The organism is Massilia sp. IC2-476, assembly GCF_020707295.1.
Lineage (GTDB): Bacteria > Pseudomonadota > Gammaproteobacteria > Burkholderiales > Burkholderiaceae_D > Telluria.
Window position 1 is genome coordinate 378,538 of sequence record NZ_JAJFER010000001.1, and the last position, 12,599, is coordinate 391,136.

At 64.7% G+C, this 12,599-nt stretch carries 14 protein-coding genes; 7 read left to right on the top strand and 7 right to left on the bottom strand.

All coding sequences use genetic code 11. From position 1 onward, the window contains the following. Positions 1–5: 5 nt before the first annotated feature. The gene (locus LK539_RS01775) at positions 6–677 is read right to left on the bottom strand and encodes a hypothetical protein (RefSeq protein ID WP_227799189.1); all 672 of its coding nucleotides are present in this window, start codon (positions 675–677) and stop codon (positions 6–8) included. A 110-nt stretch (positions 678–787) separates the two neighbouring features. Next, positions 788–1,684, bottom strand: a complete 897-nt coding sequence (locus LK539_RS01780) for an alpha/beta fold hydrolase (protein WP_227799190.1) — start codon at positions 1,682–1,684, stop codon at positions 788–790. Positions 1,685–1,829: 145 nt separating this feature from the next. On the opposite strand from LK539_RS01780, the gene LK539_RS01785 reads away from it, so the two are divergent. The 5 genes from LK539_RS01785 to LK539_RS01805 all read left to right on the top strand — a co-directional run bounded on the left by LK539_RS01785 (position 1,830) and on the right by LK539_RS01805 (position 5,238). Beyond that, on the top strand, positions 1,830–2,354 hold the full coding sequence (locus LK539_RS01785; RefSeq protein WP_159702913.1) for a gamma carbonic anhydrase family protein: 525 nt from the start codon (positions 1,830–1,832) through the stop codon (positions 2,352–2,354). A gap of 3 nt (positions 2,355–2,357) precedes the next feature. Beyond that, positions 2,358–3,311, top strand: a complete 954-nt coding sequence (hslO, locus tag LK539_RS01790; protein ID WP_227799191.1) for an Hsp33 family molecular chaperone HslO — start codon at positions 2,358–2,360, stop codon at positions 3,309–3,311. A gap of 33 nt (positions 3,312–3,344) precedes the next feature. Further along, the gene (locus LK539_RS01795) at positions 3,345–3,773 is read left to right on the top strand and encodes a thioesterase family protein (RefSeq protein WP_227799192.1); all 429 of its coding nucleotides are present in this window, start codon (positions 3,345–3,347) and stop codon (positions 3,771–3,773) included. Positions 3,774–3,952: 179 nt separating this feature from the next. After that, positions 3,953–4,567, top strand: coding sequence for a DVUA0089 family protein (locus LK539_RS01800; RefSeq protein ID WP_227799193.1), 615 nt, complete (start codon positions 3,953–3,955; stop codon positions 4,565–4,567). Between the two features lie 164 nt (positions 4,568–4,731). Further along, on the top strand, positions 4,732–5,238 hold the full coding sequence (locus LK539_RS01805; RefSeq protein WP_227799194.1) for a Dps family protein: 507 nt from the start codon (positions 4,732–4,734) through the stop codon (positions 5,236–5,238). A 284-nt stretch (positions 5,239–5,522) separates the two neighbouring features. Here the strand turns inward: LK539_RS01805 and LK539_RS01810 are convergent, their stop codons facing one another. From LK539_RS01810 to LK539_RS01830, 5 genes are all read right to left on the bottom strand, one after another. Beyond that, entirely contained in the window at positions 5,523–5,783 is a 261-nt protein-coding gene (locus LK539_RS01810) for a DNA-binding protein (RefSeq protein ID WP_227799195.1), read from the bottom strand. Between the two features lie 16 nt (positions 5,784–5,799). Next, complete coding sequence (gene ftsB, locus LK539_RS01815; protein ID WP_227799196.1) at positions 5,800–6,141, bottom strand: cell division protein FtsB; 342 nt, start codon at positions 6,139–6,141, stop codon at positions 5,800–5,802. A 48-nt stretch (positions 6,142–6,189) separates the two neighbouring features. Next, positions 6,190–7,476, bottom strand: a complete 1,287-nt coding sequence (gene eno / locus LK539_RS01820) for a phosphopyruvate hydratase (protein ID WP_227799197.1) — start codon at positions 7,474–7,476, stop codon at positions 6,190–6,192. A gap of 127 nt (positions 7,477–7,603) precedes the next feature. Continuing rightward, on the bottom strand, positions 7,604–8,458 hold the full coding sequence (gene kdsA / locus LK539_RS01825; protein WP_227799198.1) for a 3-deoxy-8-phosphooctulonate synthase: 855 nt from the start codon (positions 8,456–8,458) through the stop codon (positions 7,604–7,606). After that, entirely contained in the window at positions 8,455–10,134 is a 1,680-nt protein-coding gene (locus LK539_RS01830; RefSeq protein WP_227799199.1) for a CTP synthase, read from the bottom strand. Before LK539_RS01830 ends, kdsA begins: the two co-directional genes overlap by 4 nt. Positions 10,135–10,332: 198 nt before the next feature. On the opposite strand from LK539_RS01830, the gene LK539_RS01835 reads away from it, so the two are divergent. Both LK539_RS01835 and LK539_RS01840 read left to right on the top strand, forming a co-directional pair. Next, complete coding sequence (locus LK539_RS01835; RefSeq protein WP_227799200.1) at positions 10,333–11,469, top strand: YjgN family protein; 1,137 nt, start codon at positions 10,333–10,335, stop codon at positions 11,467–11,469. A 12-nt stretch (positions 11,470–11,481) separates the two neighbouring features. Next, complete coding sequence (locus LK539_RS01840; RefSeq protein WP_227799201.1) at positions 11,482–12,528, top strand: M48 family metallopeptidase; 1,047 nt, start codon at positions 11,482–11,484, stop codon at positions 12,526–12,528. The last annotated feature ends 71 nt before the right edge of the window (positions 12,529–12,599 follow it).

Consider the following 12,599-nt stretch of genomic DNA (forward strand, 5'->3'; position numbering starts at 1 on the left):
TGGCATCAGTGGTTGCGGACCGCGAAGGTCTTGGAGGGCTGGAAGGCGGCGTCGTACAGGGCGCGGTCGCTGTCCGTCGTGTAGTACACGGAGGTGACGCGGGCGTAGTAGCGCGCATCGTCGGCCAGCGACAGGTTGACGATGATCTCGGTCTGCGGCGTGTCGCCGGTGGCGAACTGCGAGCGGAACCAGGCATAGGCGTCCTGGCCGGCGATCGCCGCCGTGGCCAGCCACTCGATGCTGTGGTCGATGCCGGTCAGCACCCAGGCGCCGGCCACCAGTGCGGTGCGCTCGCCGGCGAACTTGTACTGCGGGCGCTTGGGCGAGAACGCCACCACCTGGGTGTCGAGTTCGATGCGCAGCGTGTTCGCATCCGGCACCTTGACCACGGTGTAGCCGTCATACACCAGCGCCGTCACCAGGTGGGCGCTGACGCCCTGGGCGAACGCGCTCGACTGCTGCGACGTCACGTACAGCGGGCGGCGCGCATTCACCTTCAGCGATGGGCCGAGCTGGCTCGCCATGTGGCGCGCGATCACGCCCCAGTGGGCGGCCGCCTGCAGCTTGGCCTGCTGGGTGCTGGGGAAATTGGTGGCTACCGGGGCCGGGCTGTAGGGAACGGCGCAGCCTGCCGTCAGGATGGCGCCGCAGAGCGCAAGGCCGGCTCGAAATCGCATGTGTGTCCTGTCAGTCTGTCTCGATGGCGCCGGATGGCGCGGGGTTCGGGATGGGACTGTAGCACAGGCGTTTCTCTGCGGCAATTCGCGTTGGGTTTGGTGAGGGGTGCTTACAACGCCGGCACGTCTTCTCCGGTCAGGAAGGCTTCGATCATCCTTGCCAACAACTCCGGCTGGTCGTGATGCAGCATGTGCCCCGCCCCCGGCATCATGCGCGCCGTAACCTTCGCCAGGTGCTCGCGGCGGCGGTCGATTTCCGCCCGGGCCTGCTCCTTCGGCCCCATCCAGCGCCACATTTCGGTCTCTTCGGCTTCGATCCACAGCACCGGCGCCGTGATCTGGGTCCAGCAGGCCAGTACTTCGTCCGCGTGGTACAGCAGCGGTCCGGTCATCTTGTGCGCCGGATCGCCCAGGATGCGCCACTGGCCGTCGGCGTCCAGGGCCGACCAGTGCCCGGCCAGGAAGGCCGCGCGCTCGATGGGAAGGCGCGGGTTGGTCTTCTGCAGGCGCGCCGCGACCTCTTCCAGGCTGGCGTAGCCGCGCATCTCGGGCCTGGCCTTCAGCTCGTCCAGCCACTTGGCGTAGCGGCCCGGCGCCTGCGAGGGCCGGGTCGCCGGCAGGCCGAAGCCTTCCAGGTTGATGAGTTTGGCAATGCGCTGCGGCCGGATGCCCGCGTACAGGCTGACGATGTTGCCGCCCATGCTGTGGCCGAGCAGATTGATTTTCTCGTCCGGCGCGTAATGGTCGAGCACCGCTTCCAGGTCGGCCAGGTAGTCGGGGAACCAGTAGGTGTCCGACGGCGCGCGTTCGCTCAGCCCGAAGCCGCGCCAGTCGAACGCGATCACGTGCCAATCCCCTGCGAGACAGTCGACCACGAACTGAAACGAAGCGGAGACGTCCATCCAGCCGTGCTGCATGAAGATCTTCGGGGCGCCTTCGCGGCCCCAGTGGCGCACGTGGGTACGCAGGCCGCGCACGGTGAGGAATTCGGAACGGGACGGGATCATGGATTTTATGCCAAAAAAGTACGACCGTTCGCATTATAACGCCCCGCTTGATATTCCGCTCGCCAGCCCCATCTTCCACCGACCGGACGATGGCAGGCGCAGGGATTACAATAGCGGCATTCCCACGCTTCCAACGAGCACATCCATGGCGATTTACCAGCTGGGCGAGCACGCCCCCGAGATCGACGCGTCAAGCTTCGTGGCCGATTCGGCAACCCTGATCGGCAAGGTCACGCTCGAGGCCAATGCCTCGGTGTGGTACGGCGCGACGCTGCGCGGCGACAACGAACGCATCACCATCGGCGAGAACAGCAATGTGCAGGAAGGCACGGTGATGCACACCGACATGGGCTTCCCGCTCACGCTGGGCAAGAACGTGACCGTCGGCCACCAGGCCATGCTGCACGGCTGCACAGTCGGCGATGGCTCGCTGATCGGCATCCAGGCAGTCATCCTGAATGGCGCCCGGATCGGCAAGGGCTGCCTGGTGGGCGCCGGCGCCCTGGTCACCGAGGGCAAGGAGTTCCCGGACGGATCGCTGATCCTCGGTTCCCCTGCCAAGGTGGTGCGCACCCTGACGGAAGAAGACCTGCTGCGCCTGCAGGCCAGCGCCGCGAGCTATGTGGCGCGCGGCCAGATGTTCAAGGCGCAGCTCAAGAAAATCGGATAAAGAATGACCACTGAAAACCGCGATACCCTGCAAAAATTCATCTTCGATAACGCTGCCGTCCGCGGCGAGCTGATCGAGATTTCCGACACCTGGCGCGAGATCCAGGCCCGCCACGCCTACCCGAAGGCGGTGCGCACGGCGCTCGGCGAGATGGTGGCGGCCAGCGCCCTGCTCTCGGCCAACCTGAAGTTCAACGGCGCCATCGTGATGCAGATCTTCGGCGACGGCCCGGTGCGCCTGCTGGTGGTCGAGTGCGACGCCAACCTGCGCATCCGCGCCACCGCGAAACTGGCGCCGGACGCCGAGATCGGCGAGAACGCGACCCTGGAGCAGATGTTCAATGCCCACGGCAAGGGCCGCTTCGTGATCACCCTCGACCCGGTCGACAAGGTGCCGGGCCAGCAGCCCTACCAGGGCGTGGTGCCGCTGATCGGCGAGGACATGGCGACCGTCATCGAGAACTACATGCTGCGCTCCGAGCAGATGGACACACGACTGTGGCTGGCGGCCGACGACCAGGTCTCGCGCGGCATGCTGCTGCAAAAGCTCCCGCGCCACAGCGGCAAGGACGACCAGCAGAAGCAGGCGTCGGAAGCGGAAGACCTGGAGACCTGGAACCGTGCCGTCATGCTGGGCCAGACCCTCAAGCGCGACGAACTCCTGAGCACCGGCATCGAAACCCTGCTCAAGCGCCTGTTCTGGGAAGAGACGATTCGCGTATTCGACCCGCAGCATCCGCAGTTCCACTGCAGCTGCACGCGCGAGAAGGTCGGCAACATGCTCAAGATGCTGGGCCAGGAAGAAGTCGACTCGGCCCTGGCCGACCTGGGCGAGCTGGGGATCAACTGCGACTTCTGCGGCAAGCACTACGCCTTCGACAAGGTCGACTGCGCCCAGCTGTTCGCCAGCGATACCCCGGTCGAAACCATGATGCCGCCGAGCGGTTCCATTAACTGAGCATCAACTAAGTCAAGCAAGGACTGTTGGACGATGAAGGACACGCCCCGTAGCGCATTCCCCCATTTCCTGGCGATCCCGACACGCTGGATGGACAATGACAGCTACGGGCACGTCAACAACGTCAACTACTACAGCTTCTTCGACACGGCGGTGAACCGCTACCTGATCGACGAGAAAGTCCTGGATATCCACCAGGACGGCATCGTCGGCCTGGTGGTGGAAACCGGCTGTTCCTACTTCAGCTCGATCTCTTTCCCGGACACGGTGCACGCCGGCGTACGGGTGGCAAAACTGGGCAACTCCAGCGTGCGCTACGAGATTGCGCTGTATCGCAACGGCGATCCCCTGCCCTCCGCGGCCGGGCACTTCGTCCATGTCTACGTCGACCGCGCGACCAATCGGCCAACGCCGATCCCCGCCAGGGCCCGCGCCGTACTCGAGCGCCTAATGCCCGCCTGAACAGGTCTTGCCCGATCCTGTCGGGATTCCTTACAACATGATTCCTACGGTTAATGACTTTTAAGTAAGCCATTGATTCGTTTAACATTTCACAGTCTGGCATGGATTGTGCTACATGACTGGGAATTTAACGTAAGGAAAGGTTCCTAATGCGCAAGGTTGTAGCAGGTTTATGCTTGATGGCCGGCATCGCCGCCTCGTCGGTCGCCGGAGCGACTGTACTCAACGGTACGATCGCCAACTTCGATGGTGACAAGGATGGCGTCGCAGACGACCTGAACATCGCGCGGATCACGTTCACCGTGAGTGCCGGCACCCAGGTCTTCTTCGATTCCCTGGTACGCGAATCGACTGGCGTTGACCTGAACGGCGACGGACACATCACCGGTTTCGACAGCTACATGATGCTGTTCGACGCTGCCGGAAGGACGCTGACCATCAACGACGATGCGCCGGGCGCCACGGCTGACGGCTCGGTCCATCACTTCGATGCCGCCATCCGCTGGACCTTCGCACAGGCCGGTACCTACATGGTCACGATCGGCCAGGGCACCTACTTCGCGCACGAAGCCCTGCGCGGCTTCGAAGCCAACCGCCCTTACGATGCCTTCATCGGGAACGAGAACTTCGGCGCCTGGCGCCTGACCATGACCGCCAGCGGCGGAACGCTGTCGAACGTGGCGCTGGATGGCGTGTCCGTCTCCGACGTGCCGGAACCGGCGTCCCTGCTGCTGCTGGGCGCCGGACTCGCCGGTGTCGCGGCGGCACGCCGCAAGCGCGCCACCCGCGCATAAGCCTGCGCCTCATGACGGGATCCACAGGGTCCCGTCGCCTCCTGCACCAGAAACGAACCGGGACACTCAAAATACGTATTTTCTCCAAGGGTGCTAAGCTGATGCCTCTTTGACAGTGTTGTCATTCCATACAAACACTCACCGTTGACCTGAGGAGAAACACGATGCACATGGATACCGGAATCGGCACCGAAGACCGTGCCAAGATCGTCGAATCGCTGTCGACCGTCCTTGCGGACGCCTACATGCTGTACCTGAAGACCCACAATTTCCACTGGAACGTCACCGGGCCGATGTTCTCGACCCTGCACGTGCTGTTCGAGGAACAGTACACCGAACAGTGGAATGCCCTGGACGAGATCGCCGAGCGCATCCGCGCCCTGGGCCACTTCGCACCGGCGACGTCGCGCCGCTATGCCGAACTGTCGAGCATCAAGGAAGAACCCGAAGTGCTGTCGTCCAAGGAAATGATCCGCCAACTGGTGGAGGGCAACGAAGTCCTGATCCGCACCCTGCGTGCGAGCGTCAAGGTAGCCGACGAGCTGGACGACTTCCCGACCGCCGACATGCTGACCACCCGCATGGAAGTGCACGAGAAGAACGCCTGGATGCTGCGCTCCTTCCTGGAGCAAGGCGCCGGCGCGCAACAGGGCGACGCTTCGTCGGACTGATCGCGGCATACGCCAACAAAAAACGCGCCGAAAGGCGCGTTTTTCGTTTCCAGGGAAGAATTGTAGGGTGGGCGGCTTGTGAATCGTGCCACTGGCACGATTCACCCCACGCGGTGATAGTTGTGATATGGACAGCCGCACGGGCTGCAGTACTGTGATTTGACCGCGTGGGCGGAATATAGTCCACTGGACTATATTCCCCCGCCCACCCTACGGATGAGCCGCGGTTTCTAAGTGATCGGCATTCGCCGGAGGGCGCGTTGTTCGTTGAAGCGGGGCCCGTTTCAACCGCGGCCGCCCGACATGTGCAGGTCGACCACCTTCATGATCTCGAGCGTGAGATCGAGGTTGAATTCGTCGGCCATCAATGCGGCCTGCAGTTCCTCGCGCGGCATGCCGACGGCCGCCGCCAGCTCGCCCAGGCCGGAGGCCTGCGCCACGGTGCGCATCGCCGCCGTGATCGCGGCGCCCTCGCCGTCCTCGAAAGCGTCGGCCAGGCAGTCGGCGATCGCGTCGAGCGAATCCAGGGGGTTTTCTTGGGTCATATGCTGCCGACGAAGCTCAGTGCTTCGTCTTGTCCTTCGGTGGTGGCGGTGGCGGCGGCACGGTCATCGATTCCGCCGGCTGTTCATCCTTGCGCAGCACCTGCACGAAGATTTCATTCTGCTTGATCATGCCCAGCTCATACCTGGCGCGCTCTTCGACCGCCCCGAAACCGTCGCGCAGGTCGCGCACTTCCGATTCGAGCTTGCCGTTGCGGGCTTCCAGCATCTCGGTCTTGCGGCGGGTCTGTTCGACCTGGTAGCGCATGTCGGCGACGTCGAGCCAGCCGCCCTTCCCCAGCCACAAAGGATACTGGATCAGCAGCAGCAGGACGGCGAGTGCAATGGTAATGAGTCGCATGGTCGTACGAAGAACCGGACAGCCCGCAGGGGCTGCCCGGCATCGGACTTACTTCAGGTTGTAGAACGCGTCGCGGCCCGGGTAGCTGGCGACGTCGCCCAGGTCTTCCTCGATGCGCAGCAGCTGGTTGTACTTGGCCATGCGGTCCGAACGCGACATCGAGCCGGTCTTGATCTGCAGGGCGTTCAGGCCCACCGCGATGTCGGCGATGGTCGAGTCTTCGGTTTCGCCCGAGCGGTGCGAGATCACGGCGGTGTAGCCGGCGCGCTTGGCCATCTCGATGGCGGCGAAGGTCTCGGTCAGGGTGCCGATCTGGTTGATCTTGATGAGGATCGAGTTGGCGATGCCCTTCTGGATGCCCTCTTTGAGGATCTTGGTGTTGGTGACGAACAGGTCGTCGCCGACCAGCTGCACCTTCTTGCCCAGCGCGGCGGTGAGCGTCGCCCAGCCTTCCCAGTCGCCTTCGGCCATCGCATCCTCGATCGAGATGATCGGGTATTTGTCGACCCAGGTGGCGAGCATGTTGGTGAAGTCCTGCGCGCTCAGCTGGATGCCGCCCTCGCCTTCCAGCACGTACTTGCCGTCCTTGTAGAATTCGCTGGCCGCGCAATCCAGGCCCAGCGCGAAGTCCTGGCCGGCCACGTAGCCCGCCTGCTCGATCGCCTGCATGATCAGCTTGATCGCTTCTTCATGGTTGGCCACCGACGGGGCGAAGCCGCCTTCGTCGCCGACCGCGGTGTTCAGGCCCTTCGAATGCAGGATCTTCTTCAGGGTGTGGAACACCTCGGCGCCCCAGCGGATCGCTTCCTTGAACGAGGGTGCGCCCACTGGGATGATCATGAATTCCTGGATGTCCAGGTTGTTGTCCGCGTGCGCGCCGCCGTTGATGACGTTCATCATCGGGACCGGCAGCTGCATGGCGCCCGAACCGCCGAAGTAGCGGTACAGCGGCAGGCCGGCTTCCTCGGCCGCGGCCTTGGCGACGGCCATCGAGACGGCCAGCATCGCGTTGGCGCCCAGGCGGCTCTTGTTTTCGGTGCCGTCGAGATCGATCAGGGTACGGTCCAGGAAGGCCTGTTCATTGGCGTCCAGGCCCATGATCGCTTCGGAGATCTCGGTGTTGATATTCTCGCAGGCCTGCAGCACGCCCTTGCCGAAGTAACGCTTGGGGTCGCCGTCGCGCAGCTCGATGGCTTCGCGCGAACCGGTCGAGGCGCCCGACGGGACGGCGGCGCGGCCCATTACGCCCGACTCCAGCAGGACGTCGCATTCCACGGTCGGATTGCCGCGCGAGTCAATGATTTCGCGGCCGATGATATCAACGATAGCACTCATGTTTTTCAGTCTCCGGAAGGTAAGAATCTGGTGCGGCTAGCAGGCTAGCCCAAAACGATTGGCATTGTAACAAATGCGCGCACACACCCGGCCGCCGGGCGCATGCGCGCATTCTCGTGATGCAGTCTTACTTGAAGCTGGCTTCCAGGAAGCCGGTCTTCTTGACGATGCGGTCAATCTCGACCAGGGTCGTGAGCAGTTCCTTCATGCGGCCCAGCGGCACGGCGTTCGGGCCGTCCGACAGCGCGTTGGCCGGGTCCGGGTGGGTCTCCATGAACAGGCCGGAAACACCGGCCGCCACGGCCGCGCGCGACAGCACCGGCACGTGCTCGCGCTGGCCGCCGGACGAGGTGCCCTGGCCGCCCGGCAGCTGCACCGAGTGGGTCGCGTCGAACACCACCGGGCAGTTCGATTCGCGCATGATGGCGAGCGAACGCATGTCCGACACCAGGTTGTTGTAGCCGAACGAGGCGCCGCGCTCGCAGGCCATGAAGTTATCTTCCGGCAGGCCCGCTTCGCGTGCGGCCGCGCGCGCCTTGTCGATCACGTTCTTCATGTCGCCCGGCGCCAGGAACTGGCCCTTCTTGATGTTGACCGGCTTGCCCGAACGCGCGCAGGCGTTGATGAAGTCGGTCTGGCGGCACAGGAAGGCAGGGGTCTGCAGCACGTCGACCACGCTCGCCACTTCCGGGATCATCTCTTCGTCGTGCACGTCGGTGAGCACGGGCACGCCGAGTTGCTTGCGCACGTCGGCCAGGATCTCCAGGCCCTTCTCGCGGCCCGGGCCGCGGAAGGATTTGCCGGACGAGCGGTTGGCCTTGTCGAAGGACGACTTGTAGATGAAGGGAATGCCCAGCGCGCTGGTGATTTCCTTGAGCGTGCCCGCGGTGTCGAGCGCCATCTGGCGCGATTCGATCACGCAGGTACCGGCGATCAGGAAGATCGGTTTGTCGAGGCCGACATCGAATCCGGCGAGTTTCATGCTGCATCTCCTTGCAGTGCCGACGAGCTGTTCGCCGCCACGTTGGTGTTGGCTGCCTGGTGCTTCAGGGCGGCCTGGATGAACGCCGTGAACAGCGGGTGGCCGTTACGCGGAGTCGACTTGAACTCCGGGTGGAACTGCACGCCGATGTAGAACGGGTGGACCTCGCGCGGCAGTTCCATGATCTCGAGCAGGTCTTCGTTCGGGGTACGCGCCGACACCACCAGTCCGGCCGCTTCGATCTTCGGCAGGTAGTAGTTGTTGCCCTCGTAGCGGTGGCGGTGGCGCTCGGTGACGACGTTGCCGTAGATGTCGGCGGCCAGCGTGCCGGGGTTCACGGCGCAGGTCTGGGCGCCCAGGCGCATGGTGCCGCCCAGGTCCGAGTTGACGTCGCGCTTCTCGACCTTGCCGTCATGGTTCTGCCATTCGGTGATGAGTGCCACCACCGGCTGCTCGGTTTCCGGATCGAACTCGGTCGAGTTCGCGTTCGGCAGGCCGGCCACGTGGCGCGCGTACTCGATCAGCGCGACCTGCATGCCAAGGCAGATGCCGAGGTAGGGGATGCCATTCTCGCGGGCGTAGCGGGCGGCTTGAATCTTGCCTTCCACGCCACGCTTGCCGAAGCCGCCCGGCACCAGAATGGCGTCGTACTTGGCCAGGTGCTCGCAACCCTTGCTTTCGATCTCTTCCGAGTCGAGGTATTCGATGTTGACGCGGCTCTCGGTATGGATGCCGGCGTGGCGCAGCGCCTCGGTCAGCGACTTGTACGATTCGATCAGGTCGACGTACTTGCCCACCATGCCGATGGTGATTTCGTGCTTCGGGTTTTCCAGGGTGTGGATCAGCTTGGTCCACATCGACAGGTCGGCCTTGGGCGCGTCGATGCCGAGCGCTTCCAGGATGATGTCGTCCAGGCCCTGGTCGCACAGCACCTGCGGCACCTTGTAGATGGTGTCCACGTCCCACACCGAGATCACGGCCTGCTCTTCCACGTTGGCGAACAGCGAGATCTTGGCGCGCTCGTCGTCCGGGATGCGGCGGTCGGCGCGGCACAGCAGCGCGTTCGGCGAGATGCCGATCTCGCGCAGCTTCTGCACCGAGTGCTGGGTCGGCTTGGTCTTCAGTTCGCCGGCCGATGCGATATACGGAACCAGGGTCAGGTGCACGAAGGCGGCGCCCTTGCGGCCCGAACGCAGCGACAGCTGGCGCGCGGCTTCCAGGAAGGGCAGCGACTCGATGTCGCCGACGGTACCGCCGATCTCGACCAGCGCCACGTCCACGCCTTCGGCGCCGCGGCGGATGTAGTCCTGGATCTCGTTGGTGATGTGCGGGATCACCTGCACGGTCTTGCCGAGGTACTCGCCGCGGCGCTCTTTACGAATCACGGATTCGTAGATCTGGCCGGTGGTGAAGTTGTTCACCTTCTTCATGCGGGTGCTGATGAAGCGCTCGTAGTGGCCCAGGTCCAGGTCGGTCTCGGCGCCGTCATCGGTGACGAACACTTCGCCGTGCTGGGTAGGGCTCATCGTGCCCGGGTCCACGTTGATGTACGGGTCGAGCTTGAGCATGGTGACTTTGAGGCCGCGCGATTCGAGGATCGCGGCGAGGGAGGCGGCCGCGATCCCTTTGCCCAGGGAAGACACGACGCCGCCAGTGACGAATACGAATTTGGTCATTTGTACTGAAGGTGCCGAATGGCACGCGCGGGAAATTGAAATTATACCTTAATCGGCGCAAATACTTCTGGTCACCCTGCCAAGATCCGCAAAAAGCCCGCATCGCCGCGAACGCGCGCGACGCCGCGCAAGAATATGCCCCATCAATTGACCGAGCTGCCGGGTGGCCACCTATACTGGGCTTTTTGCCTGGCCACCATGCACCTACTTACCGACCCGCGCGCCGAGCCCGGCTTCGACGCACCTGCCGCCGCCCAGCCGCGGCGCCTGACGCTGGCCTTTACCGGCGACGGCCGCGAATACTTCCGCATCTGGGTCGTCAACCTGCTGCTCACACTGGCGACTTTCGGTATCTATTCGGCCTGGGCCAAGGTGCGCCGTCTGCAGTATTTTGACCGCAACACGCTGCTGGCCGGCGCCAGTTTCGACTTCCACGGCAACCCGCGCGCGGTGCTGGTCGGGCGTCTGCTGTCGGTGGTGCTGCTGGTGGCCTACCACTACGCCTTCGGCTTCTCGAGCACCTTCGGCATGGCCGTGATCGTCGGCCTGCTGCTCGCCTTCCCCTGGCTGATGCGCGGCGCGCTGCGCTTCCGCCTCGGGAACACCAGCTACCGCGGCCTGCGCCTGGGCTTTGACGGTTCGGTCCCGGCTGCCTACCTGGCCTGGCTGCCGCCCGCCTTTACCTTCCTGATGCCGGGCGTGCTGCTGGCCCTGTACCCGGAAAAACCCTACCTGGCGGCGCTGCCGGTGCCGCTTTACCTGCTGTGGCCACTGATGCACGCGCGCATCCGGCGCTTCCAGCATGCCCACCTGCTGTTCGGCGACCAGCATTCGCACTACACGGTCAAGTCGCGCCGCTTCTACCGCTTCTACCTGGTGGCGGGCGGCCTGAGCCTGGCGGCGATGATCGGCGCCGGCGTGCTGGCCGGCGTCGTCGGCGCCGCCGCCGGCAGCAAGGCCGGCGTGGCGGTGGCGATCGGCGTGTTCGTCGGCCTGCTGATGGTGTACCTGGCCTACCTCCTCATCGGGCCCTACATGGTGGTGCGCGTGTCCAACCTGGCCTGGTCGAATACCAGCTTCCCAGGCCTGCGCATCCATTCGACCCTGCCGGCGCGCGCCTTCATGAAGCTGCAGACGAAGAACGCGCTGCTCACCATCCTGACCCTGGGCCTGTACCGTCCCTTTGCCGTGGTCAGCGTGTACCGCTTCCGCCTGGCGCACCTGGCGATCGAGGTCGACGGCGACATCGAAGCCACGGCCGCACACGTGGCGACGCGCGGCGGCGCCGCCGGCGACAGCATCGCCGACGGTTTCGGCATCGACCTCAGCTGGTAAGGAAAACCACTCATGAGCACTGCACACTATTTCGACGGCCGCAGCGCACGCCTGCATGTGGTCAACCTGTCCACCGGCGACGGCGCCATCCACCTGCGCGGCGAGACCACGCGCAGTTATTCCCTGGCCGGCACGCGCCTGGCCGAACCCTTCGAGCACGCACCGACCGTGCTGTATTTCGCGGACGGCACCCACGCCGAGCTGCACGACCCGGCCATGCGCCCGGCGCTGGCCGCCGCGCTGGGCTACCGCAAGAGCTGGGTGGTGCGCTGGCAGGAGCACACCGCCGCCGTACTGGTGGCGCTGGCCCTGCTGGTGGCCCTGATCCTGTCGGCCTGGCACTGGGGCATCCCGGCGGCCGCCGAGCGCCTCTCGACCCAGGTCCCGCCCCAGGCCGACCAGGCCCTGGGCCGGAACGCCCTGTCCCTGCTCGAGCGCCAGGGCCTGTTGCAGCCGTCGCGCCTGAGCGAGGACCGGATCGCGGCCATTGGAGCCATCCTGCAGCGGGTGCAGCCGGCCGCGCCGCGCATCCCGCTGCGCCTGCGCGTGGCCGATGCGCCCCGGCTGGGGGCGAATGCCCTGGCCTTCCCCGATGGCACCATCGTGCTCACCGACGAGATGGTGCGCCTCGCGATGGGCAAGAACAACGACCTCGACGCTAAAGCAGCGGCGGTGCTGGCCGGCGTGCTGGCGCACGAAGTCGGCCACATCGAAGAGCGCCACAGCGTGCGCGCGATCACGCGTTCGTCACTGACGGCAGCGCTGTCGGCCACCCTGTTCGGCGACTTCAGCGCGGTGGCCGCGGGCCTGCCGGCGGTGCTGACCAACATGGAGTACTCGCGCGCCATGGAACTGGCAGCCGACGACTATGCGGCGCGCACCCTGCAGGCCCGCGGCATCCCGACCGGACCACTGGCGGACCTGTTCGACTACCTCGACGAGCGCAGAGAGAAAATACCGAAATTCTTCCGCCAGGCGATGTCCTATGCCGCCACCCATCCGGACGGCTATGCCCGCAGCCGGCGCCTGCGCGAGTCGGAGGCCGGAGATGAGCGATAGACAAATGTTGTAAATTGTCTATACAGAAGCAGCATTATGCTGCGTTTACATTTCGGTTGGGCAATAATTGT

Bases quoted from the DNA above. Each gene is read 5' to 3' on its own strand.
- LK539_RS01775 (WP_227799189.1), bottom strand. From the start codon at position 677: ATGCGATTTCGAGCCGGCCTTGCGCTCTGCGGCGCCATCCTGACGGCA.
- LK539_RS01780 (WP_227799190.1), bottom strand. From the start codon at position 1,684: ATGATCCCGTCCCGTTCCGAATTCCTCACCGTGCGCGGCCTGCGTACC.
- LK539_RS01785 (WP_159702913.1), top strand. From the start codon at position 1,830: ATGGCGATTTACCAGCTGGGCGAGCACGCCCCCGAGATCGACGCGTCA.
- hslO (WP_227799191.1), top strand. From the start codon at position 2,358: ATGACCACTGAAAACCGCGATACCCTGCAAAAATTCATCTTCGATAAC.
- LK539_RS01795 (WP_227799192.1), top strand. From the start codon at position 3,345: ATGAAGGACACGCCCCGTAGCGCATTCCCCCATTTCCTGGCGATCCCG.
- LK539_RS01800 (WP_227799193.1), top strand. From the start codon at position 3,953: ATGGCCGGCATCGCCGCCTCGTCGGTCGCCGGAGCGACTGTACTCAAC.
- LK539_RS01805 (WP_227799194.1), top strand. From the start codon at position 4,732: ATGCACATGGATACCGGAATCGGCACCGAAGACCGTGCCAAGATCGTC.
- LK539_RS01810 (WP_227799195.1), bottom strand. From the start codon at position 5,783: ATGACCCAAGAAAACCCCCTGGATTCGCTCGACGCGATCGCCGACTGC.
- ftsB (WP_227799196.1), bottom strand. From the start codon at position 6,141: ATGCGACTCATTACCATTGCACTCGCCGTCCTGCTGCTGCTGATCCAG.
- eno (WP_227799197.1), bottom strand. From the start codon at position 7,476: ATGAGTGCTATCGTTGATATCATCGGCCGCGAAATCATTGACTCGCGC.
- kdsA (WP_227799198.1), bottom strand. From the start codon at position 8,458: ATGAAACTCGCCGGATTCGATGTCGGCCTCGACAAACCGATCTTCCTG.
- LK539_RS01830 (WP_227799199.1), bottom strand. From the start codon at position 10,134: ATGACCAAATTCGTATTCGTCACTGGCGGCGTCGTGTCTTCCCTGGGC.
- LK539_RS01835 (WP_227799200.1), top strand. From the start codon at position 10,333: ATGCACCTACTTACCGACCCGCGCGCCGAGCCCGGCTTCGACGCACCT.
- LK539_RS01840 (WP_227799201.1), top strand. From the start codon at position 11,482: ATGAGCACTGCACACTATTTCGACGGCCGCAGCGCACGCCTGCATGTG.